Source organism: Paenibacillus sp. CAU 1782, from assembly GCF_054551715.1.
This window is the reverse complement of the sequence record NZ_JBTOLL010000022.1, coordinates 37,575-60,827: the sequence shown is the minus strand read 5'-3', so window position 1 is coordinate 60,827 and position 23,253 is coordinate 37,575. Positions and strand designations below refer to the sequence as shown.

The 23,253-nt window shown below is 45.5% G+C and carries 18 protein-coding genes; 10 read left to right on the top strand and 8 right to left on the bottom strand.

The window, feature by feature from the left end:
* Positions 1 to 24: 24 nt before the first annotated feature.
* From ACX93W_RS24890 to ACX93W_RS24855, 8 genes are all read right to left on the bottom strand, one after another.
* On the bottom strand, positions 25 to 1,398 hold the full coding sequence (locus ACX93W_RS24890; RefSeq protein WP_459395072.1) for a glycosyltransferase family 2 protein: 1,374 nt from the start codon (positions 1,396 to 1,398) through the stop codon (positions 25 to 27).
* Positions 1,388 to 2,554 carry a LicD family protein gene (locus tag ACX93W_RS24885; protein WP_459395071.1) on the bottom strand — a complete coding sequence of 389 codons (1,167 nt, stop codon included), beginning with the start codon at positions 2,552 to 2,554 and terminating at the stop codon, positions 1,388 to 1,390. The genes ACX93W_RS24890 and ACX93W_RS24885 overlap by 11 nt, the downstream gene beginning before the upstream one ends.
* Positions 2,547 to 4,091: a hypothetical protein gene (locus tag ACX93W_RS24880; protein ID WP_459395070.1), complete on the bottom strand. Its 1,545-nt coding sequence runs from the start codon at positions 4,089 to 4,091 to the stop codon at positions 2,547 to 2,549. The genes ACX93W_RS24885 and ACX93W_RS24880 overlap by 8 nt, the downstream gene beginning before the upstream one ends.
* A 42-nt stretch (positions 4,092 to 4,133) precedes the next feature.
* On the bottom strand, positions 4,134 to 4,979 hold the full coding sequence (locus tag ACX93W_RS24875) for a TylF/MycF/NovP-related O-methyltransferase (RefSeq protein WP_459395069.1): 846 nt from the start codon (positions 4,977 to 4,979) through the stop codon (positions 4,134 to 4,136).
* 16 nt (positions 4,980 to 4,995) lie between these two features.
* Positions 4,996 to 5,841 (bottom strand): LicD family protein, encoded by an 846-nt coding sequence (locus ACX93W_RS24870; RefSeq protein WP_459395068.1) that lies wholly within the window; start codon positions 5,839 to 5,841, stop codon positions 4,996 to 4,998.
* Positions 5,831 to 6,559 carry a glycerophosphodiester phosphodiesterase gene (locus tag ACX93W_RS24865; protein WP_459395067.1) on the bottom strand — a complete coding sequence of 243 codons (729 nt, stop codon included), beginning with the start codon at positions 6,557 to 6,559 and terminating at the stop codon, positions 5,831 to 5,833. The genes ACX93W_RS24870 and ACX93W_RS24865 overlap by 11 nt, the downstream gene beginning before the upstream one ends.
* Complete coding sequence (locus ACX93W_RS24860) at positions 6,556 to 7,872, bottom strand: metallophosphoesterase family protein (protein ID WP_459395066.1); 1,317 nt, start codon at positions 7,870 to 7,872, stop codon at positions 6,556 to 6,558. Before ACX93W_RS24860 ends, ACX93W_RS24865 begins: the two co-directional genes overlap by 4 nt.
* Positions 7,873 to 8,058: 186 nt before the next feature.
* The gene (locus ACX93W_RS24855) at positions 8,059 to 10,653 is read right to left on the bottom strand and encodes a hypothetical protein (protein ID WP_459395065.1); all 2,595 of its coding nucleotides are present in this window, start codon (positions 10,651 to 10,653) and stop codon (positions 8,059 to 8,061) included.
* A 710-nt stretch (positions 10,654 to 11,363) separates the two neighbouring features.
* Here ACX93W_RS24855 and ACX93W_RS24850 point away from each other — a divergent pair.
* The 10 genes from ACX93W_RS24850 to ACX93W_RS24805 all read left to right on the top strand — a co-directional run bounded on the left by ACX93W_RS24850 (position 11,364) and on the right by ACX93W_RS24805 (position 23,241).
* The gene (locus ACX93W_RS24850; protein WP_459395064.1) at positions 11,364 to 12,230 is read left to right on the top strand and encodes a CatB-related O-acetyltransferase; all 867 of its coding nucleotides are present in this window, start codon (positions 11,364 to 11,366) and stop codon (positions 12,228 to 12,230) included.
* A 556-nt stretch (positions 12,231 to 12,786) separates the two neighbouring features.
* Positions 12,787 to 12,984, top strand: coding sequence for a cold-shock protein (locus ACX93W_RS24845; RefSeq protein WP_042170033.1), 198 nt, complete (start codon positions 12,787 to 12,789; stop codon positions 12,982 to 12,984).
* A gap of 297 nt (positions 12,985 to 13,281) precedes the next feature.
* On the top strand, positions 13,282 to 13,830 hold the full coding sequence (gene hpf, locus ACX93W_RS24840) for a ribosome hibernation-promoting factor, HPF/YfiA family (RefSeq protein WP_459395063.1): 549 nt from the start codon (positions 13,282 to 13,284) through the stop codon (positions 13,828 to 13,830).
* A 329-nt stretch (positions 13,831 to 14,159) separates the two neighbouring features.
* Entirely contained in the window at positions 14,160 to 16,667 is a 2,508-nt protein-coding gene (gene secA / locus ACX93W_RS24835; protein ID WP_459395062.1) for a preprotein translocase subunit SecA, read from the top strand.
* A gap of 25 nt (positions 16,668 to 16,692) precedes the next feature.
* Positions 16,693 to 17,806 (top strand): peptide chain release factor 2 gene (gene prfB / locus ACX93W_RS24830; protein WP_459395061.1). Its coding sequence is split into 2 segments (ribosomal slippage): positions 16,693 to 16,764 and positions 16,766 to 17,806, totalling 1,113 coding nucleotides; the frame shifts between segments, so codons are not numbered across the junction.
* 93 nt (positions 17,807 to 17,899) lie between these two features.
* Positions 17,900 to 18,784 (top strand): YitT family protein, encoded by an 885-nt coding sequence (locus tag ACX93W_RS24825; protein ID WP_459395060.1) that lies wholly within the window; start codon positions 17,900 to 17,902, stop codon positions 18,782 to 18,784.
* Between the two features lie 141 nt (positions 18,785 to 18,925).
* Entirely contained in the window at positions 18,926 to 19,981 is a 1,056-nt protein-coding gene (argC, locus tag ACX93W_RS24820) for an N-acetyl-gamma-glutamyl-phosphate reductase (RefSeq protein ID WP_459395059.1), read from the top strand.
* A gap of 28 nt (positions 19,982 to 20,009) precedes the next feature.
* Entirely contained in the window at positions 20,010 to 21,239 is a 1,230-nt protein-coding gene (argJ, locus tag ACX93W_RS24815; protein WP_459395058.1) for a bifunctional ornithine acetyltransferase/N-acetylglutamate synthase, read from the top strand.
* Between the two features lie 24 nt (positions 21,240 to 21,263).
* Positions 21,264 to 22,070, top strand: coding sequence for an acetylglutamate kinase (gene argB / locus ACX93W_RS24810; protein ID WP_459395057.1), 807 nt, complete (start codon positions 21,264 to 21,266; stop codon positions 22,068 to 22,070).
* Between the two features lies 1 nt (position 22,071).
* Positions 22,072 to 23,241 (top strand): acetylornithine transaminase, encoded by a 1,170-nt coding sequence (locus tag ACX93W_RS24805; protein ID WP_459395056.1) that lies wholly within the window; start codon positions 22,072 to 22,074, stop codon positions 23,239 to 23,241.
* Positions 23,242 to 23,253: the final 12 nt, after the last annotated feature.

Sequence of the window (23,253 nt, the reverse complement as noted above, 5' to 3'; positions counted from 1 at the left end):
CTCTAAGTTGCGAAAGTTAAGTAACTAATAAACTAATTTGCAATTTGATGGAATTTCGTTAGAGTATCTGCTTTTATTGATATATAGCCAAATATCATCTGCATTCATTGTTTGTGCATAACCACAATTTTGTTGTACATATTGATATATTTGAGGTGATTTAGGTAAAACAAGAATAATATCATCTTTCTTTAGATCATCAAAATTGGGCCTGGTGACCGTTTTTCCTAAAATAGAAGTCTCAGGTTCGGCTGAAATGTCCCAATAATAATCGGGCTCTAATCTAGTATCCGTAAGCATCGGTAATAGATTTTCAGCGACTACTCCAAGCGCTCCGTAAGCGAAAATACGTGAATTAGCCGACGGTTTCAATTCTTTCTGTTGATTTTCCAAAATAATGGAATCGAAAATATGCATTAACTCAATATACTGTTTTGATTTGAAATATCCGGGTTCCAGCCGTGGTTTGGGGTGGAATAATTCGTCAATTAAAGACGTTGCCTTTATGGAATATGCATCCAAGTGCTGCTCTCTATTTTGCATAGCTTGATGATTGGGGTCAAAGTTGTTTAATTGGCTTAAGTAATCCTTTGATTTCCCATAACCATCCAATGCCAATAATTTATTCTTTTCCGCTTGTGGAATATCGGCACGTTCGATGCTCCACTTATATAAATAAGAATAGTCATTATAAAACATTTCAAGTTTTTCAAATGTATCAAAGAAATATAGATCGCTTGCAAACCGATTGTATCTATACAGATCCTCGCTAAAGCATTTTAGTTTTCCGTTACCAAGCATTAACGGCACCGCAAATAGAGGCTCGTACGTCCTTTTCCGCTCGACACAAAAATTCTCTATCAGTCGGCAGCGTCTTACATAACTCATCCTGGACATATATATCCATGAAGTAGTAATAACTTTTCTTAGTAGATGATGGACTAGTAGTTGGTCATTATTTTCCATGTTAGCGCTTGAAACAACTTTTTGAGGTATAACATTTCCGTTCTGTATCAAATATGGCCTGTACGAGCAAGCGGCCCATTCATAATCTTCATGCTCGTCCAACCAACCAGCCATTTTGGAGACATACTCTGGTTCGATACTATCATCGCAGTCAACAAGGCAGAAGTAATCTCCTGTTATCTTAATTAGGCCGGCATGCACAGCTGCGCAACATCCTGCATTTATTTGATCCACGATAATAAGCTCATATCCCCGGTTACGAATTTTGGGCTCGTATTCGGTGATCACTTCTCGGGTGCCATCGCTTGAACCATCATTGACGAGTATTAGTTCTATGTTATCCCATACCTGTGCAATTACGCTTTCCAGCATAGCCCCAATGTCATTTACTTTGTTGTAGCAAGGTACAACCATGCTCACTTTACTCTGCATTGTTTAAACACCTCTTATAGTTAAATCCATCAATAAAAAAGTAGTAGTCGGTTACATTCATTTCCTCTAGCTGGGTGGCTATTTCCTTGTGGTAAATACTTGCGATAATAAGCCGAGAATTCCTGTCTACCAGTTCGGGTAATTCGAAAGGAGCACGTACCGGTACGTCGTATGCCAGACTCCCCCAAGTGCTTTTGTTATTATCAAATGCACAAGCAACATGTAAGCCGTGACTATAACGTTCCATCCAAATCCTAAGACTATCGCCAGCACCGAAAATATATACTGTTTTACCTTCAATATCAATAAGCATGTCTGTGTAGCGACGGACATATTCTCTGTATGAGCGGCTTAAATCTACTAAACAATGGTCCTTGTGCTTTGGTTTTCGATTATGTATATCCGGCTCGTGTAGTCCGTCTGGGTAGGAAGTAATCAACGTTTCATTAAAACCTACAGGTACCGGAACCTTTATATCACCAAAATTCATTTCGATCTTACTTGTAAACCATTCCTTGTCATAAACTCTTCTGCCATTTTCTCCTCCCAGAACGGGGATCGAGTAACATGGCTGATCCGCATACTTGGAGCAGAACAGCTCATATCGCTTGGCTAGCAAATCATATTGCCCCGCTATTCCGCCGGCTCCGAAGCAAAAGTCCTTTTTATGCTCGGGGATATCGTCTCCTCCGCATTCGTCGAGGGAAGAAGTAGCCAACATTTGAAGCTGTATTTTTTGTGCTATTTCCTGAACAGAACTAGCGGCATCTTCGTCTGGCATATCGTCGAGGGGAAGAATGTCAATATACGCCCCCATATGACCTCCTCGAGTTTGTCCATTGGGAAAATTCATTAGAACCGTTGTATCACTTCTCCGCAGCCTTATAAAGCGAGGAGCTGCAGCAGGATCATTTTGTGGTGTCTGCAGGAAATAGGGTTCACTAAACCAATGCGGCGAAAGCCTTAGGCGATCATATTCTTTACGCGGCAGAGCAATATCAATGTCGTCATCCCAAGGGATAAACCCTTCATGACGGACCGCACCAAGAAGAGTTCCAAACATAGCGAACCAAGCAAGCCCTTTTTGCTTGGCGACTCTTGTAAATTCTTTTAGAATATCAAGCTCTACTGCCTGTAACTCATCTAGTTTATTCACCGATTAATTCTCCTAAGGTATAAATAGGTACGGTTACTTTCCCGCTTAAGTCATTTTTGATTTCTTCGCCTTTAAGGATGCTTACAATTAAAACGTCACAGTTGCTGGTTAGTATTACTTCTTCAATATTCTTATTATTATTCAGTGTTTTATCAATAACAGTTGGTACATTGACTTCGTGATCGATAAACACACGTTTTAATGTCTTTCCACGCTGGCCAAATCCATAAATAGCCGGACGACTATATCCCAGCTCATATAGCTTAGCTATAATAGGAAGGAATTTATTGTAGCGACGTCGATTAGCAATATTGACAATTGCATGCTCCGTTTCAAGCTCAAGCGGCATCGTAGCCTCACCGAATACTTCGGTTCGCGTCTGAAGGTCGGCTTGTTCCGACAAAAGATCAAACCGATCTGTTAAGCCATACCGCTCTTTTAAAAGCTCCAGCCAGGTATCCCTGCGAGAATCGCTGCCAAACGCCGGTGAATAGAGGAGTGCCCATAATGCCCTTGTAACAGCAATATCTGGCGATGCATGCTCCCAATAATATTCCTGATCGATAAAGATCAGCTCATTATTCTCTTTATTATAAATACAATTTGCCGGAACGAGCTCCCAGAAGCATTTCCCAGTTTGTCCGCCTATCATAATGGCTTCTCGAATCCGATCAAATTGAGCGGTCATTTCGTTTGGATCAAATGTGCCATTCGCAAGTTTCTGAGCCCAATAATCCCAGAGCGTGGGCAACTCCAACCGCGGCATAACTAACGAATCATGTTGCATTTTCATATTTATTACATTGACGCCTAGAGCAGCAAGCTCCTCGTGATTTCTCAAAATTCTCAGCAGGCTTGCCTTGCCGTCGGGATGAAGGGGAGTCTTATGAACTGTACCATCCCCCCGTACCGTTGTGGCAAAGCGTTTGGATGGCTCGCGATATATGGTAATTGCCGCATAATCTACAATGCACGGCGGATCATCGGAACAGACCCTTGCCTCTACAAAATAAGCGCCGCACATAAACTCAAAAGCTCCGCTCCGAATAACCTCTCGATAAAGGGGGCGTTCGTCGAATTGCAAGGATTCATCATTTCTTATATACGGAATAAATCGTTGGTTTAAAAACTCATTAGGAAGGTAATTTTCTGAATAGACCTCGCGTGTAAAGTAATGGTCCGTTAATGGATAAAACCATTTTTGCCCCTCAAAACCAGCAAGACATAACCGGGTTTGAAGTTCTGCTTTACTTGGGAGCGGGTGATTGCCCCGGCCAAACAATGTATCGTAGGGCTCTCCAGTGTTTGCTGCTCGTTCGCCTGCCCAATATCGTAGTGCAAAAGGATTCTCATACACCAAGAGCAACCGTCCGTGAGCGCCTAGTCTTTTTTTGTAAGCTACCAGAGCCTCGACGGATAGGTCTTTTGGATCCATTACTATTTCATAGGTAACCTTTTCATCAAAGGGATACCAGCAGAAAATTGAATCTTTCCATGGAGAGTTTTCATAGTATTGTCTTAATGTCTCGTTTAACATAGCAACACTCTCCCGGCTCTCAGAAGTTCTAGCTGCAATGGCTTAAACATTTTTAACGATTACTACGCTTGATAAGTCGCCAATTGGAATTGGAATTAAGGCGTTGCTCTTGCAAAACTCGTTAACTGCTTGTTTGGCGCCTTTAAAACGAATAGAGAAATAATCGTGAATTAACAATATTCCGCCATTTGAAAGTTTTGGATAGAAAAAGTTTAAACCTGCTAAAGTAGGTTTATATAAATCAAAGTCAAGATTTACAAATGCGAAGGTATCTTCAATTCCTACTGTAGTGTCTGGGAAATAGCCTTTTTTAATGACCACTTTTTCTGGAAAAGGCATAGATTTTATAACAGCATCGGCAGATGTAAACCCACCGAAAGTACCAGCTTGGGAGTTTGAATAACCATTAGTTAATTCCATACTTATATCGCGTTGATCAAAGCCTTCAAATGTATCAAATAGATATAACGTTCGGTCAGGGAATGTTTCATTTATTACTTTGGCAAAGGAGCCGCTTAACACGCCACATTCAGCACAGGAACCTTCTATTTCACTATCTTTAATTAGTTCTGCCTGAGATTTTAAAAAGGCAATCCGAGCTTTATATGAGAGGGAGACGAAACTGTCATCTATTTTGTTTTCAGACACTCCTATTGAAATAAGGTGTTGTCTTAATAAGTCGATATCCATTATTGTGCCGATATAAACTTTATCATAATGGTGTGTTGCAATATCGCTAGGGGTTATAACCGGTATTCCATCTATTGTTTTACCTTGCAAATTCGGATCGTTGTCAATAAAAGCTATACATCTTATATCTTTTTTTTGAATGTGTTCGAATACGGACTTTCCAGTCGGGCCAGCACCATATATAATTGCTCTTTCCATGGTTGTTACTCCTTTTTTAATCTAAAAGTTTATAGTGAGAAACAGGGTGCGATTTCCTTTCACTTTCCGGAGGTGTTGCTCGATACTCGCCGAATTTATGTTTTAAGTATTCGTCGGCACTTTCTGCCCCCAATAAACTTATATTCTCAAATGGGTATTCTACTGTTTTTACGTACCACTCACGTCTACCCTCACTCACGTGATCGCGAGCAGGAAAAGTAATTACTCTTACACGCTCACTCTGTCTGCGGTTGCTACTTTCAGAGAAACGCTGCAGATGGTTCGAGACCATTTCAAGCGGTATTAGGCTAAGCAACGAAAACATACCACGCATTAAGGGACTTGCATCTGTCTTTTTGCCAACTTCAGACCATAGTGTTTTTCGGATAATCGTACAATGAAGATTATGAAGCTTCGCGGCCAATTTTCCGTCAGGCACATTGTCGAAAGGGAATATATCGATAAAAATTCCGGATTCATAGGGCATGTGAGCTTGGCCATCTCTAAGAAAATAAGTGTTTTTACGTCTGATTTTCCCATACCCCCAACGGTAACCGGGAGTTGCCCTCATGTCTTGAAAATAAAATCGGTCATGGTCTAAGTCTGTTTCGCATATCTTGCGGAATCGTTCGTATTCTTCCCGAAGCAAACCGATATCCGCATCATCATCCCACGGTATGTAGCCCTTATGACGGATAGCGCCAAGCATAGTGCCTCCAATCATCGCATAATTAATGCTATGCAGACGGCAAAGTCTATCTACTTCCGCTAACATTTCAATTTGTATGAGTTGAACGGCTCTTAAATCCTCTGAAGAGAGCGGGCCCTTTTTTATATTGTCTAACTGGCGTTTAAATCCCATATGTCAAAGCATCCTTCGCCCAATCAATTCGGTTAACCATCACCGCATCTACTCCGAGATCTCTTGCAAGCATAAGATCTTCAATTTCCGTTACCGTCCAGGGTCGCATCAATATACCTCGCTTACGACAATCATCTACAAGCGGTGGATAACGAAGCATGTGAATGCTGGGATGCAGCGCTTCAGCTCCAACCTTTTCGCATTGCTCGCCAGTGACCAGTATGCCTCCGCCGCATAGCAACGCCGTTTTTGATGATGGCTCAAGCCGCTTAATATTCTGTATAGAGTAGTGATTGAATGACGACCAAATAACTCTATCGCACATTCCGTATTTTTCTACTAGTTTTAACGCAATAGACTCAATTCCATCATAATAGATGACACCTGTTTTTAACTCAATATTGATAGACAATTCCGTCGGATTTAGCAACTCCAGTACTTCTGCTAACGTGGGCACCTCCATAAAGAGCGGCTCAGTGCGGCCGCTTTTATTGAAGTTGAGTTTTTTTATTTCAGACAGGGTAAAGTCTTTCACCCACCCTTGCCCATTGCTTGTCCGGTCAATGGTTTCATCGTGAATGACGACGATTTCCCCGTCCTTGGTAAGCTGGATATCCAGTTCTACTCCTTCAGCACCCATCTGTGCTGCCAATTGAAAAGCAGTGAGCGTATTTTCTGGCGCGGAGGAATATGCTCCACGATGACCCCATATTTTCATTGAAGCCACTCCGCCTTTCCCTGTGCAACGATCTTGTCCTTACCCGCGCCAAACCTCACAAAACGAATTTGCCTTTTCTCGGTGTTAACAAGCATAACATCAAATGCTTCTTGCGAAGGCTCACCCAGCTTACGATCAGGGGTGATAAAGGCATCTGGCTTATACTCCGTGAATGCCTCGCACTTTGAGTTAACGATAGAGAGGATGGGTAAGCCTTCTTCATTGTCCAATAAGTCGCCGTGATTATGACCGTTTATGTAAGCAAGTATTTTGCAGGCATGAGTCTTTAGCAATCCCATCAACTCTTTTTCGCCGCGCAATTCGTTCGCCCAATATTGTAAACGGCTAATAGGAGCAAGATGAGAAAAAATGATAACCTGCCAATCATAAGGTGTATCCTCGAGTTGTTTGCTTAGCCACTGGATGCACGTTGGATTGTATCCATAACGCAGTGCTTCATCCGGATCAAAGGAATCTAAGAATATAAATCGCAGTTTAGATGCTTCAAAATCAATCGAGTATCTCGGCTCATCTCTGCCTAAATACAGCTCGGACTGTTCTTTCAAGGAGAAGCGATCTTGATTATTCCTGAAATAGTTTGTGTCATGATTTCCGATTGCAGCCCATAGTGGAATCTTACATTTTTTTAAGTCATCCAAAATTTGCTCTACATAATGGCGACTTACGTCACGTGTGACCATCCCATCCGTAAAATCACCCAGGTGAACAATTCCGTCGAGCTCTGTTTCTTTATGGAGTTGTTGGATGGCAGAAGACGTATCCTCCCAAGTGCCATTTACGGTATAATGAGTGTCGGTCATTAGCACAAAGGCAAGATCATTTTTTTTTCGAATATCCCTAACACGACTAGAAACTCGTTCCACTTCATTTCTTAGCCACGGCTTCATTTCAACCGGGGGGGCTGCTGGGGTTGTTTCGAAGGAAAGGATGCCATCAAGGTCCTCAGAACCTTCAAAATCTGTCCCGTTCATTTTTCTCAGACATACACGGAAGTAAACACGCTCTGAAAATATATAATCATCCTGCCTGTAGCTGCCGCCGCTTAAATCCTGACGGTAAACCGTCCAGCTTTCGTCAGGGGCATAATCATAGGTGTAAATCCAACGATCTTTTATCTCCGCAGCGTAGGTGGCGACGTTGAACTTATAATTCGAATCCATAAGCCTCAGTCGTTCGCCGGGGTGTGCCAAATAGAAAAGAGGGGTGCTTAACATCTCCGGATGTCCCAGCTCTTGCAAGCCATCGCCGGCGCGTATCTTCAACCCTATTAAACCAGTTAATAGCTGCCTCAAGCCTTCCCCTCCTCAATCTTATGTCATATATCATCGTTCTGCTATGCGAAGCCTTTCCTTGCTACATCAAGGAAAGTGTTTATTTTTCCATGTTCTGTAACATTTACATCCGGCCTAATCAACCACAAAAAATGAAAATATGCAATTCTAGAACCAAAGGATCCCAAGCAATAAATTAGTCATACTTCATGATTTTAATACCGCCTTTTTAGCATTCTCATAGATTTCAACCCCCGCTTTTCCATCTGGATGGGAGATCTCTGCAAGACGTAATTTGACCTGCTTGTCCAATAGGTTTTCAAGCCATGGATCTGGAGCGGGCTTCGTAATCATATCAAGAAGGTCTTCCAGCGATGCACCGTAAGGGTGTTCCATTAATGCACAACTATTAGCATCACTAAATCCATTACCTTGGTTTTGGAAAAGGAATTCCTTGAAACTCTCTAGGTTGTCCTTAAGCACAATACTCTCTTGACGCAGGGAACCATTAAATAGGTCATATTCAGTAAACTTATTGCTCTGTTTTTCTGTGACATAAATTTTATTGCTCGCATTTGAAGACATGTAGTAAAAACCATTTTGAATGCTTTCAAATGAAGTGTCCCCTTGCAAGTTACCTGGACAAAAATCATTTACATAAGAAAATGATTGGTTTGCTAAGTTGAATTTAACCATACAATTAGTTCCAGCAGGTACTAAGTATAGAAAACCATCCCTATGAACCAATTTTTGAAATTGCACATAACCATCTGCGGGTATTGCATCAAGATTTATTTGATACTCTATCATCGAACTAGTTTCAATATTAAAGCTGATTAAAGCCGCCTTGTTTGCAGATAATAACCAGTATTCTCCATTAACTTGTGCTATATCCATATATCCGAGTGTGTCATTGCTAATGGTATTTAATCTGGTAGTGTTGTTTTTTAAATCAAATTCCAAAACCGCATTTGCATTGATAAATGCCAAAACAAGCGAACTTGTGGCTTCATTATAAACACCATTGCAAAAATATCCTAGTTTAGGGTCACAAATTTTTTGGATGGGCTTTACCCAGTTGTTTATAATTTCAGTACTGTTATCAGTCATATTTAATTTAACAATGCCAGGGTAATAAAACGGAATAAAATAGAGAAAGCCATCACATTCGATTATTTTTGAAAATTTACTTTGGTCGTTATATTTCATTCCCTTTGGCAATGGTAAATCAACATATTGAAAAGATGAATCTGTTACATCATATATTGCTATGGCTCCAGCAGAATACGGAGAGAAATAAAGTTTATTGCCGCTTTGATGGATAGCATGGTAAACCATCCAATCAAACTGTTTTTCATCAACAAAGCTTCCTATGTACTTAACATCCCATGTGTTCTTGTTTAATCGAAAAAAGCCATTTATTTGATACGTTAAAAACCACAAATAATCCTCTGATTCACACAAGCTTCCTATTGAGAGGAGATCGGTTTGTTCAATATTTTGAATCATTACAGGTTTATCCATACATTGATACATCTGCATTACAGATGTGCCATCCCCATAAAAAGCGGAGCTTAAACTTAAAGCCCTATGCAAATCTGCTGTATCATCATAAATACCATATCCCTCTGTCTTGTATTCCTTAATGAGCTGGACATATTCATCAAAGAGAAACGATCGCATGGTACTGTAAGCAGCTTCACTCAAAGGATGAGGACGCCACCAAAGAACCACATCATCAAGGTTACGGAAGGTAGAAAATACAGACCGCAATTTGGCTATATACTTTTCATTTCCACTAAGAATAGGACCTATTGATGTATTATAAAATACTATTTTTTTTCGTGAACCATCAGCTTTCTCAATAAGTTTATTCCATTCATCAGGAATCCTGAAATCATCTGGATTTGAGTTGATCACTTTATCGAACTTTGGTGATCCTGATGACACTATCTTTTCCTTCACTTTCCCAAAACGTCCTACGCAATGATTTTCCATTTCAAACTCTTGAATGGCTTGGATGTATTCGTCGCGCAACTTATCAGATTGCACGTATACTCTATCAGAATAGACAACGCCTTGCAGAGTGCACGAATGTTTCTCAATTGTATTTGATGTAACAAAGTATGGGGAGTAGCACAGAAGTTCCGTGTGCTCTTTAAGGTTTTCGCTGTAATAATTTTGGTGGACGGTTGTGATTCTATTGTAATCGTCATAGCCATTATGAATGAAGCTTACATCTGGGCGGCGTTCCTCCACCTTATAGGTTTGCCAGTCTACGATTGGAACATAATCAGGGTATTGGTGCCCTTCATAGTGCATCTGTCCTACCTTACCATTAGGTAATCTATCAAAATAAGGTATCGGAACTACGTAAGCATCGCATTGCGGGTCCTCCTTTGCAGCAAGCCAAATCGATTCAAGAGCATCCCACATTGAAGCTTTATAAGGGAAGAACGCTACCTCAATTTTATTTTGCTTAAATTCATTCCTAACATTGCTATCAATCAATCTGAGTTGGTTTTTTAGTCGCTTAATAAAGCTTGCGTCTATAGTTTGAATTTCCATAGCAATATGGTAAAGACTCTCATGATATTCGGTTAATAATGTAACTGTTCGTGTGTCTTCACCTTCCAAGTTTTCTATAAACTCACCTATATATATTGCCGCATCCTGGCAGTCACCCAAGAGGGTAATTACAGTTTGATAGTTTTTATTTAAAAATTGACGTTTAATTTCATCAGTTGCCTCTTGTAATGTTATTAATAAATGATGTATTTGTTTTTGTTGATACTTCCTCATCAAACTCCACCCCTGATGAATGTACTATTAATATGTCACTCTACCTTCTAGAGCATTTTTAACATTAACACGACTACTATTCCATGGTGCTTATATCGGTTAAAAGTCTATATAAATGAAGTGACAGTGTGAAATTGCTACTTGGAACAATAAGGTAGTCAATGAGCGTTGCAATATCTGTTTGTCCGTTTAGTTTCTTCATTAGGGATTCTTAATGGTGGCTCTTGCGTCCGCGATTTTGACTGTTGAACCAAACCTCCGCTCTCTGCTGGTTGCCGCACACCTTCTAGACGGAGTAGTCGAATCCGGCAACGACTATCTGATCATACATTGCTAACAAGAAGCTACTTCGTTTTTGGACGGCCCACAACGAACTGGCACTTGCACTCCGCAGTTGAATAACCAAATGATGATGAAGTACTGAAAAATGCGATGGGTAGGAAAGATGGCGTTCGTCGCTTTGGCTACATCCAGGGACTGATAAGCCTTAATTAATCGGATCGTTTCAAGGAAAGGATCACCTAACCTCCTGTAAAATTAGTAGTAGTTTTCTAGTAGAAAAATATGTTTTAAAAGATTTGATTTTTGTAGTCGAATTCACACTTAAAAATGAAATGAAGATGAATTTCTATTAAGTATTTTTACCTATATGACGATTAAAAAATATGAACTGCGATGGTTGAGCAAATAACATATCTGGAGTGGATTTAATGAATCAGGATGAGTTTAATAGAATTATTAAAGAATTAACGCATTGTAATGATGAAATTGTAATTTACGGTACGGGTGGCAGATCTGCAGAATTGGTAGCCCAATTAGGCTATTTTTATTCCAAGATCTCTTATTTCATTGATAGTAGTGAGAGTGGTGGATACTTTTGCGGGAAAGAGATAAAAAATGTACATAGTGTAAACTTTGAGGAGGTTAAAGGAGTTATAATTGCGAGTATATATTATGACGAAATATTGATGGAGATAATGAATCATACATCTGTAGATACGTTGAATATTTTTTTTCCATATAAGTACGATACACAGTTTGATGTCAGTGAACCTCTAAAAAGTAAATGTGGAAGATACACTTATGGTATAGATAGTAATACGGTTGCTATTAATAGATTTTTAAAGAGTGTTGGAAGCTTTTGTTCTATTAATCATACTGCAGCTATAGGAACTATAGGAAATCATCCGCTCGATTTAGTTACAACATCAACTTTTATTTATCACCCTTCTTGGGGGTTTGTTGATGAGATAGATACCAACTTAATTAATAAATATAATCCTCCTATTGTAATTGAAAATGATGTGTGGATTGGAACAAATGCTATTATTTTGCCAGGGGTAACCATCCGAAACGGAGCAATCATTGGAGCAGGAGCTGTTGTTACTAAGGAAGTCCCCCCCTATGCTATTGTTGGAGGAGTACCAGCTAAAATAATCCGTTATAGATTCGAGCCACATATAATCGAAGCCTTGCTTGACATAAAATGGTGGGATTGGGATGATGAGAAAATAAAGGCGAATTTAGATTTGTTTTATAGTATTGAAGACTTTGTTAAGGAGCATCATAAGTTATGAGCTTTAAATATTAACTGTCAGACTGTCCAGCACTGTACTTTATGAACTATTCTTCTCTTATAGCGAATCAATGTAAAAGGGTTCCAAAATCCTGAATAATCAAAAGTACTTGTCTGAAAATCTTAACATAAAAGATAAACTAATACGGATAGTACTAAGGTATTCTTAAGTTTTCTCATAGATAGTGCTCGCATGCACTAATCCCGGATTCAAATCTTATACGTTAACATCCATACATTAGAGATATTGTGGGTCAAAAATAGCTATATAAAGGAAGTGATTTCTATAAACTCACCGTGGCGCTGTTCATTAACAATTGAAATTAGTTAAAAGATGAAACGAGTTCTGTGAATGGATGCAATGCAAGACAATCCGAATTTGATATTTAAATGAGCAGAACGGAATTCTTACATATTCATGTCCACTAGAGATTTATCGCTTATGAATCCGTTTTCAAGAAATTGTTTGACAATTCCATGTTTTCGGTGTTATATTCGATTTGTGGGCCATACCAAAAACGCCTCACAGTACTTGAAGATGAAGGGAATGTTTGCACATGCAAGGTAAAGTTAAATGGTTCAACGCAGAAAAAGGTTATGGATTCATCGAGACTGAGCAAGGCGGCGACGTATTTGTTCATTTCTCCGCAATCCAATCCGAAGGCTTCAAGACACTCGAAGAAGGCCAATCGGTTGAATTCGACATCGTAGAAGGCGCACGCGGTCCACAAGCTGCAAACGTAATCAAACTGTAATCATTCAGCTACCTTTAGTTGAGGAATAGATGGTTCGATAACGTGCCAAACACAATTATGGAGCTCCGGGCAACCGGAGCTTTTTTCTGTTAATGAGTACCGGTTTGTTAATGAATACCGGCTAGAGTTTTGATCAACCATAGAAAAGCAGCGTTCGCGATGCTGTCTATTTCTGCTGAAGCGGGTGCAGTTTTCATTTTCGACAATTAAATTCTGAAAATTCTAAAATATCAAACACATCTTTTGATATGGGCGTTGGCATATGTTATAATAAGGACATGTAAAGGAGGAATGCACATGATCTACAACATTCGAGGCCAACGCATTCAGGTTACAGAAGCTTTGAGAGATTACGTCGAGAAAAAGCTCAGCCGATTGGAGAAGTTTTTTGAAGAACCAATCACCTCCGAAATCAACGTAACCCTATCCGTTACGAAAAACCAACATACGGTGGAGGTCACAATCCCGCTGGTAGGGGTCCTGCTCAGGGCCGAGGAAAAAAGCGAGGACATGTATGCTTCTATAGATGTTGTTGTGGATAAGCTGGAACGGCAAATTCGCAAGCATAAAACCAAAGTGAATCGTAAATTCAGACAAGGCAGCGGAGTGAAAGCCTTGTTCCGTGAAGAAGGCTCTGCAGTAGGCGTGCTTGAGGAAGAGGAGGATCAACTTGAGCTTGTCCGCACGAAACGTTTTACGCTCAAGCCTATGGATGTTGAGGAGGCGATTCTTCAGATGAATTTGCTTGGACACGAGTTTTTCGTGTTTTCCAACGTTGATAATAAAGAAGTGAACGTCGTTTACAAACGCGGCGACGGCAAATACGGCTTAATTGAACAAACCTGACCCACATACATTGTATACAACGCCCCGCCTCCCTCCCAGGAGCGGGGTTTTCCTGTTGTCTTGACCATCTTGGCCATTCTGAGCTATATGTCTGTTCTAATGTCTTGACCATCCTTGCCGATTGGTCTGTTTTGATGTCTCGACCGTCCTGAGAGAGTTGTCTCTTCTAATGTCTTGAGCGTCCTTGCCGATTAGTCTGTTCCGACAGGCCGGACGGTCTGGTCGCGAGAGGCACAACATGTGCCGGACTGTGACGGACAACGTTGCGGCAGTGACTGCAAACTGTTACAATCTTAAACAAATAGACCTACTACCGAAAGGGGAAAACCATGCTCGGACTGGTGAAAAAGATATTCGGTGACGCAAACGAGCGGGAAGTTAAACGGCTCATGCGCACGGTAGATGAAATTAATGGCATGGAGCCTAAATTTACCGCCCTGTCGGATGAACAATTAAAGGGTAAGACAGAAGAGTTTAAAGGTCGGCTGGAGAAAGGCGAGGATATTCTTTCGATCCTGCCGGAAGCATTTGCGACTGTACGGGAGGCGTCTAAGCGGACGCTGGGCATGCGCCACTTTGACGTGCAGCTGCTGGGCGGCATGGTGCTGCACGAAGGCAAAATCTCCGAGATGAAAACCGGTGAGGGCAAAACGCTGGTAGCGACGCTTCCGGTTTATTTGAACGCGCTTCTGGGTAAAGGCGTTCATGTCATTACCGTCAACGGCTACCTCGCGCAGCGCGACAGCGAAATTATGGGCCAGCTGTACAACTTCCTGGGAATGACCGTAGGCTGTAACCTGCACGGCTTGTCCCATGCGGAGAAACAGGAAGCCTACGCTTGCGATATTACCTACGGCACGAACAACGAGTTCGGGTTTGACTACCTGCGCGATAATATGGTTCTGTACAAGGAGCAAATGGTTCAGCGTCCTCTGTATTATGCCATCATTGACGAAGTGGACTCCATTCTGGTCGACGAAGCCCGTACGCCTCTCATTATTTCCGGACAAGCCGCAAAGTCGACGGAGCTGTATCATGCGGCTGACCGTTTTGTGGCCAAGTTAAAGGAAGAAGAAGATTTTACAATCGATATCAAGCTTCGCAACGTGACATTGACGGAATCTGGCGTTGAAAAGGCGGAGCGTTCCTTTGCGATCGAAAACCTGTTCGACCACGCCAATGTATTGATCAATCATCATATTCAACAGGCGCTCAAAGCAAACTGCATTATGAAGCGCGATGTCGATTATGTCGTGCAGGAAGAAGAAGTCGTAATCGTTGACGAGTTTACTGGACGTTTGATGTCCGGACGCCGCTACAGCGACGGTCTGCATCAGGCCATCGAAGCAAAAGAGCAGCTGAAGGTTCAGAATGAAAGCATGACTCTGGCTACAATTACGTTCCAGAACTATTTCCGGATGTACCGCAAGCTGGCGGGCATGACGGGTACGGCCAAGACGGAGGAAGAAGAGTTCCGCAAAATCTATGGCCTGGATGTTATCCAGATTCCGACAAACCGGTCCATGGTCCGCAAGGATATGCCGGATGTCGTCTACAAGAGCGAAAACGGAAAGTTCCGCGCGGTTGTAGAAGAGATCGTAAACCGCCATGCCAACAAGCAGCCGGTGCTGGTAGGCACGATTTCGATCGAAAACTCTGAGAAGCTGTCCGAAATGCTGAAGAAGCGCGGCGTCCAGCACAAGGTTCTGAATGCGAAGTTCCACGCGGAGGAAGCAGAAATCATTTCACGCGCAGGACAATACGGAGCCGTAACGATCGCTACGAATATGGCCGGCCGTGGTACGGACATCCTGCTTGGAGACAATGTGCCGGATCTGGGCGGTCTGCATATTATTGGTACGGAACGGCATGAGAGCCGCAGGATCGACAATCAGCTGCGCGGACGCGCGGGACGTCAAGGCGACCCAGGCTCCTCCCAGTTCTATTTGTCGCTTGAGGATGAATTGATGCGCCGTTTTGGCTCCGAAAATATTATGGCCATGATGGACCGGCTTGGTCTGGAGGAAGATCAGCCGATCGAAAGCAAGATGATCAGCCGTGCCGTTGAATCCGCGCAAAAACGCGTAGAGGGAAGCAACTTTGACACGCGGAAGATCGTCCTGCAGTATGATGATGTCATGAACCAGCAGCGCGAGGTTATCTATAAGCAGCGCCGGGATATTTTGGAGTCCGCGGATATCCGGGGCGAAGTGATGGATATGATCAAGCCGGTGGTGGAGCGGATCGTGGAAGCTCACTGTGAAGCTGATATTCCGGAAGAATGGGATATCCAGGCCATCGTGGATTACGTTCATGGAAACCTTCTTGATGACGAATCCATTACCAAAGATGAGCTGTGGGGCAAGGAAAAAGAAGAAATTTCGGAATACATCCTGGAAAAGGTTATCGCGTTTTACGACGAGCGTGAAGAGCAGCTTGGTCAAGAAACCATGCGTGAATTCGAAAAGGTTGTCGTCCTTCGTGCGGTGGACAGCAAATGGATGGATCATATTGATGCGATGGATCAGCTTCGTCAAGGTATCCATCTTCGCGCTTACGGCGGTACCGACCCTCTGCGCGAATACCAATTTGAAGGCTTCGAGATGTTTAAGGAAATGATTGAATCCATTCAAGAGGAAGTAGCCAAATATATTATGAAAGCCCGCGTGGAAAGCAACCTGGAGCGTCAAGAAGTTGTGAAGGGGCAAACCACTTCCACTAGCGGCGGCGGTGAAACGCAGGAAAAACGTCCCGCGAAGCGCGAGGAGCGCGTTGGGCGCAACGATCCGTGTCCGTGCGGAAGCGGCAAGAAATACAAGCAGTGCCACGGCAAGTAATTTTAAATTTGAGGTGAAGCAAGCCATGCTGGACATATCGGTAAAACAGGATTTGCGTGAAATGGCGAAGCGTCTCCAAGAACTCAGGGGGTCTCTTTGACTTAGACCTGAAGCAGGAATTGATCGCCAACTATGAGGAAAAAATGTCTTATCCCGACTTCTGGGATGACAACGAGCGGGCGCAAGGCATCATTGCCGAGCTTAACGCGATCAAATCGGTTGTGGAGCAATACAGCCGTCTGAATAATGACCATGAAGAACTGGAAATGCTGCTGGAGCTGACTCAGGAAGAGGAAGACGAGTCCATGGAGGAAGAGCTTACGGAGGGCGTAAAAGCGCTGTTGACCAAAGTAGCCGATTTCGAGCTTCAGCTGCTGCTGAATCAACCCTACGACAGGCTGAATGCCATCCTTGAGCTGCATCCAGGCGCTGGCGGCACGGAGTCTCAGGACTGGGGCTTGATGCTGTACCGGATGTATACCCGCTGGGCGGAAAAAAGGGGCTTTAAGGTCGAACTGCTCGACTATCAGGATGGCGACGAGGCGGGCATCAAAAGCGTTGCCATGTTGATCAAGGGCTACAATGCCTACGGCTACCTGAAAGCGGAAAAAGGCGTGCATCGTCTGGTCCGCATTTCTCCGTTTGATTCCGCGGGGCGCAGGCATACGTCTTTTGCTTCCTGTGACGTCATGCCCGAAATCGATGACAACATCGAAATCGAAGTTCGCTCCGAGGATTTGAAGGTGGATACGTACCGGGCAAGCGGCGCTGGCGGCCAGCACGTCAACAAGACGGAGTCGGCTATCCGGATTACGCATATTCCCACCGGCATTGTCGTGGCCTGCCAACAGGAGCGTTCGCAGATCGCCAACCGCGATCGCGCGATGAAAATGCTGAAGTCGAAGCTGTATGAACGAAAAATCGAAGAGCAGATGAAGCAGCTGGCGGAAATCCGGGGCGTTCAATCCGATATCGCCTGGGGCAGTCAGATCCGCTCTTATGTGTTCCATCCCTACAGTATGGTGAAGGACCATCGTACCTCGGTGGAAACCGGCAATGTAGGCGCAGTAATGGATGGCGATCTGGATATGTTTATTGATGGATATCTGCGGAGCCAGATCAAGCAAGCCGAAGAATAAAGCGCGCTGCATGAAGCCGCATCATAAATAGCAATGAAGAGTTCCGGCATGTTTTGGTGCGGGGCTCTTCTTTCGTGTAGGGAGATGGAGTACGTGAGAACGGCCAAAAGCAAAAGGAGAGCCGACGCCAGGCCGAAAAACCCGAAGGTGCAGAGCGTATGGAATATCGTACAGCTTCTGCTGGGCTCTTTAATAGTAGCAATCAGCTTTAATATGTTTCTGGTGCCTAACGGCATCGCTTCCGGCGGAGTATCCGGTATTTCGATTTTGGTGCAAAGCTTGACGGGGTTTCTTCCGGCTTATACGCAATGGGCGATCAACATTCCGCTATTTGCGGCGGGAGTGCTGCTGCTGGGGCGGAAATTCGGCGCAAAAACGGCAATCGGCACGGTCGTTATGCCGCTGTTCGTTCTGGTGAGCGCCCATATCCCGAGCCCCACTAATATTCCGCTGCTGGCGGCGATTTATGGCGGCATTGGCGTAGGGCTGGGCTTGGGTCTTGTTTTTCGCAGCGGTGGCTCTACCGGAGGGCTGGATTTGGCCGCGCAAATTCTGCACAGATATACGGGCCTTCCCTATAGTATCGCGTTAGTGTGCTTTGACGGCTGCGTTATTATCGCGGCGGGGTTTGTATTTTCGCCGGAGGTTTCGCTGTACGCGTTGATTGGTTTGTTCGTGACCAGCAAAACGATCGATTTTGTGCAGAACGGCCTGCAGCTGTCGAAGGTAGCCTTTATCATCTGCGAGCGCTCCGTGCAGGTGGCCGATGCCATCCTGTATGATCTGGATCGCGGCTTGACCCGGCTGGACGGGCACGGCGGCTATACCGGCGAAGGAAGAACCGTTCTAATGGTCGTTGTGGGACAAAATGAAGTACCCCGATTAAAGCAGCTTGTCCGCAGCATCGACCCTGAAGCTTTTGTCATTATTAGCAATACGGCAGAGGTGCTTGGGCAAGGGTTTAAGCTTGAAAATTGAATTGTATTAATATGAATATGGATGTATAATAATGCAATGCGTTAAGCTAGAAACATCGTCAAATAGAGGAACCTTGGATCAAAACCGGGTCAACTCCTTATAGATAATGAGTGGAAAATAAGGTGCGGGGAGAGGCTTTATATGAGCGAAAAAGTAAAAGTGGCGATAGTGGGCTCGACGGGGTACGGCGGCGTGGAATTGATTCGTTTGTTAGCGAGCCATCCCCTTGCGGAAGTAACGTCGGTCATTTCGTCCTCCAGCGCCGGGACGCCGATTACTGAAGGGTACCCCCATCTGATTGGCATTACCGAGGAATTGCTGGATGATGTAGAGCCGGCCAGTATTAAAGCCAAAGCGGATGTTGTTTTTCTGGCTACGCCAGCGGGCGTTGCCTCAAAGCTTGCTCCTGAGCTTCTGGAAGCAGGGCTCAAAATCATTGACTTGTCGGGCGACTTCCGTCTGAAGCAGCCGGCGGTATACGAGCAATGGTACAGAAAGCCTGCGGCAGATGAAGCCTTCCTGAAGAAAGCCGTATTTGGACTGGCGGAAATTTACGGCGAAAACGTAAAGGGCGCGGATTTCATTTCGAACCCGGGCTGTTATCCGACAGCTACGCTGCTAGGGCTTGTCCCGGCGGTCAAAGCGGGTTTGATCGATCCCGCCACGATCATTATCGATGCCAAATCCGGCGTATCGGGAGCTGGCAGAGGAGCTTCGCTTGGCACGCATTATTCCGAGCTGAACGAAAATTTCAAAGCCTATAAGCTGAATCAGCATCAACATATTCCGGAAATCGAAATGGTATTGTCCGACGCCGCGGGAAAAACGGTGGTTTCCACCTTTTCTACCCACCTGGTGCCGATGACACGGGGCATTATGTCGACGATGTACGCTTCAATTACAAGCGATGCCAGCGTAAGCAATGCTGATTTTATACAGTTATACCGCGAATTCTACCGCGATAAGCCCTTTGTGCGCGTGCGTCCGGAAGGTCAGTTGCCCGCAACAAAAGAAGTCTGGGGCTCCAATTATTGCGATATCGGCTTTGCCGTTGACGCGCGCACGGGCCGCGTAACAATCGTGTCCGTAATCGACAATCTGGTCAAAGGCGCTGCCGGCCAGGCTATCCAAAACCTAAATTTGATGATGGGCTGGGACGAGACGCTTGGTTTGCAATTTGTTCCTGTTTATCCTTAAAGCACATTAGAAGGAGACATGAGACAATATGGGACTACAACCATTCCGGGTCATCGAAGACGGCTCCATTACATCACCCAAAGGTTTTTCGGCTGGAGGACTTCATTGCGGACTGAAAAAAACGACTCGCCATGATCTGGGCGCTATTCTTTGCGAGGTTCCGGCTGCGGCGGCTGGCGTCTATACGACGAATATTTTCCAAGCGGCTCCGCTCAAGGTTACCCGCGAAAGCATTGCTTCGGACGGCCTGCTGCGCGCTGTATTGGTGAACAGCGGCAACGCCAACGCCTGCACGGGCGAACAAGGCGAGACTGATGCCTACGAGATGCGCTCCCGTTTTGCAGAGGCAATCGGCGTTGAGGCTTCGCAGGTGGCTGTTGCATCAACTGGCGTCATTGGTGAAAACCTGAAGATGGATAAAGTACGGAACGGCATCGACTCGCTGCCGGAGAAGCTGGCTGGCGATTTGGACGGCGCCGAGTCGTTTTGCCAAGCGATTTTGACCACGGATCTGGTGCAGAAAATGGTATGCGTCCAGCTTGAGCTGAACGGCCAAATCGTGCATGTGGCAGGCGCGGCCAAAGGCTCCGGCATGATTCATCCCAACATGGCGACCATGCTGGGGTTTGTTACGACGGATGCAGCGATCGACAGCGCATACCTGCAACAGCTGCTGCGGGAAGCGACAGATCTGAGCTTTAATATGATAACGGTGGACGGAGATACAAGCACAAACGACATGCTGGTAGCCATGGCAAGCGGTCTTGCCGGCAATGCTGCTCTGACGCCGGAGCATGAAGGCAGCGGAGCTTTTGCCGCGGCTTTGCGATATGTATGCGAGGTGCTTGCCAAAGCCATCGCCCGCGACGGCGAAGGTGCTACAAAGCTGGTTGAGGTTCAAGTCAGAGGCGCGGTTAGCGACCAAGCGGCGCAAGCCATTGCCAAAACGGTCATCGGTTCGTCTCTGGTGAAATCGGCGGTATTTGGAGCGGACGCCAACTGGGGACGCATTATCGCTGCCGTAGGGAGAGCGGGGCAGCCGGTTAACCCTGATACGGTTGACATCGCGCTGGGAGATATCGTGACTCTCCAAGGCTCGCGCCCGATTTCCTTTGACGAGGATGCGGCGTTGGAGTATCTAAAGGGAGATACAGTTGTTATTCACGTCGATTTGCATATGGCGGACGGATCTGCCAAAGCATGGGGCTGCGACTTGACCTATGATTATGTGCGCATCAACGCGGCTTACCGGACATAAAGGGACGGAGGGATAGTGGAGCAGATGGATAAACGGTTTGTAATGAAATGCGGAGGCAGCACGCTTGCGGCGCTGCCGGATCCTTTTTTTCAGGAATTGAAGGAGCTGCAAGAGGCCGGGGTTAAACCCGTCATCGTCCACGGCGGCGGCCCGGCGATATCGGAAACGCTCACCACGCTGGGTATTCCGTCCGAATTTGTGAACGGGCTCCGCAAGACGAGCAACGACGTATTGGATGTTGTCGAAATGGTGCTGGCCGGACGCATCAATAAAGAGATTGTTCGCAAAATAGGACTAAACGGCGCGCAGGCGCTTGGGCTATCCGGAGTGGACGGAGGTCTGATCCAGGCTCGTCCGGTTGCCAACAGCCATGAAATCGGCTTTGTCGGCGATGTAACGGAAGTGAATGCCTCCATTATTGAAGGCATTATGAATATGGGCTACATACCCGTCATTGCGCCTATCGGCATCGACGGTGCGGGACAACGCTACAATATCAACGCGGATACGGCCGCGGGCGCTGTTGCGTCGCAGCTTGGCGTAGAGCGGATGATCGTCGTTACGGATGTACCCGGCATTATGAAAACCGTCGACGGCGAGAAAAAGGTGCTGCCATCCGTAACGGTGGAGGAAATCGACGAAATGATTCAAAGCGGCGAGATCTACGGCGGCATGATTCCGAAGGTGCGGGCTGCGGTGCAATGCATTCAGGGCGCTGTGAGCGAGGTTATTATTGTCAGCGGCACGGAGAGCGGCGTTTTGACGCGCGCGGTAACGGAAGGCGGCGTCGGCACGGCGATCGTCAAAACCAGGGAAGGGAAGGTATCGTAAAATGAGCCAAAGTTTGCTGCCGACTTATGCCCGTTTTCCGCTGGCACTTGTAAAGGGCGAGGGAAGCCGGGTATGGGACGATCAAGGCAAGGAGTATCTTGATTTCATTAGCGGCATAGCCGTAACTAATCTGGGTCATGCCCCTGCGCGCGTCAAGGAAGCGCTGGTAAAACAGCTTGACGAGCTGTGGCATGTGTCCAATCTGTTCCGCATTCCGAATCAGGAAGAAGCGGGCAAGCTGCTGACGGACAACAGCTGCGGCGATGCGGTATTTTTCTGCAACTCCGGCGCGGAAGCCAACGAAGCGGCGATCAAGCTGGCGCGCCGTTATCAGCAGCTGGTTCAGAACAACGGGCGTTTTGAAATTATTACCTTCGAGCAATCCTTCCATGGAAGAACGCTTGCGACCTTGACGGCAACCGGCCAGAGCAAGGTGAAGGAAGGGTTTGCGCCGCTTCCGGCCGGCTTCAAAACAATCCCTTTGAACGACCTGAAGCTGCTGGAAGAAGCCGTTACAGAGCAAACGGCGGCTATTATGCTGGAGCTTGTGCAGGCGGAAGGCGGCATTCATCCCGTTGACCGGGAATACATCCATGCCGTGCAGGCATTGTGCCAACGCGAAGGCATCTTGCTGATCGTGGATGAAATCCAGACGGGAATGGGCCGTACAGGCAAATTGTTTGCATATGAGCATTTTGGCATTGAACCGGATATTTTCACGCTGGCAAAAGGATTGGGAAGCGGCTTCCCGGTAGGCGCGATGGTGGCGAAGGAAAGGCTGCGCGAGGGCTTTACGGCGGGCAGCCACGGTTCCACCTTCGGCGGTACGCCAATCGCAACGGTCGTTGTCAAAGCAACGCTGGAGACAATGGTGGAGGAAGGGGTTCCGGCCAAGGCGGCGGAAGCGGGCGAATATCTGATGCGCCGTCTGCGCGAAGAGTTAAGCGGCGTCCCATTCGTGCAGGACGTTCGTGGACTTGGCCTTCTGGTTGGCATTCAATGCGCAGGTCCGGTGTCGTCCGTACTGGCCGAAGCGCAGGCTAAGGGGCTGCTGGTTTTGTCGGCCGGTCCAAACGTGGTCCGGCTTCTCCCCAATCTGCTTGTTACCCATGACGAAATCGAAGAGGCAGTCGCCATTCTGGCGGAGCTGCTGAAAGCTGTTCAGGCATAGATGCAAATGGAA

Excerpts from the sequence above, each read along its gene's own strand:
- ACX93W_RS24870 (WP_459395068.1), bottom strand. The coding sequence starts at position 5,841 with ATGGGATTTAAACGCCAGTTAGACAATATAAAAAAGGGCCCGCTCTCT.
- ACX93W_RS24890 (WP_459395072.1), bottom strand. The coding sequence starts at position 1,398 with ATGCAGAGTAAAGTGAGCATGGTTGTACCTTGCTACAACAAAGTAAAT.
- ACX93W_RS24850 (WP_459395064.1), top strand. The coding sequence starts at position 11,364 with ATGAATCAGGATGAGTTTAATAGAATTATTAAAGAATTAACGCATTGT.
- secA (WP_459395062.1), top strand. The coding sequence starts at position 14,160 with ATGCTCGGACTGGTGAAAAAGATATTCGGTGACGCAAACGAGCGGGAA.
- hpf (WP_459395063.1), top strand. The coding sequence starts at position 13,282 with ATGATCTACAACATTCGAGGCCAACGCATTCAGGTTACAGAAGCTTTG.
- ACX93W_RS24805 (WP_459395056.1), top strand. The coding sequence starts at position 22,072 with ATGAGCCAAAGTTTGCTGCCGACTTATGCCCGTTTTCCGCTGGCACTT.
- ACX93W_RS24880 (WP_459395070.1), bottom strand. The coding sequence starts at position 4,091 with ATGTTAAACGAGACATTAAGACAATACTATGAAAACTCTCCATGGAAA.
- ACX93W_RS24865 (WP_459395067.1), bottom strand. The coding sequence starts at position 6,559 with ATGAAAATATGGGGTCATCGTGGAGCATATTCCTCCGCGCCAGAAAAT.
- argB (WP_459395057.1), top strand. The coding sequence starts at position 21,264 with ATGGATAAACGGTTTGTAATGAAATGCGGAGGCAGCACGCTTGCGGCG.
- ACX93W_RS24845 (WP_042170033.1), top strand. The coding sequence starts at position 12,787 with ATGCAAGGTAAAGTTAAATGGTTCAACGCAGAAAAAGGTTATGGATTC.
- argC (WP_459395059.1), top strand. The coding sequence starts at position 18,926 with ATGAGCGAAAAAGTAAAAGTGGCGATAGTGGGCTCGACGGGGTACGGC.
- argJ (WP_459395058.1), top strand. The coding sequence starts at position 20,010 with ATGGGACTACAACCATTCCGGGTCATCGAAGACGGCTCCATTACATCA.
- ACX93W_RS24855 (WP_459395065.1), bottom strand. The coding sequence starts at position 10,653 with ATGAGGAAGTATCAACAAAAACAAATACATCATTTATTAATAACATTA.
- ACX93W_RS24875 (WP_459395069.1), bottom strand. The coding sequence starts at position 4,979 with ATGGAAAGAGCAATTATATATGGTGCTGGCCCGACTGGAAAGTCCGTA.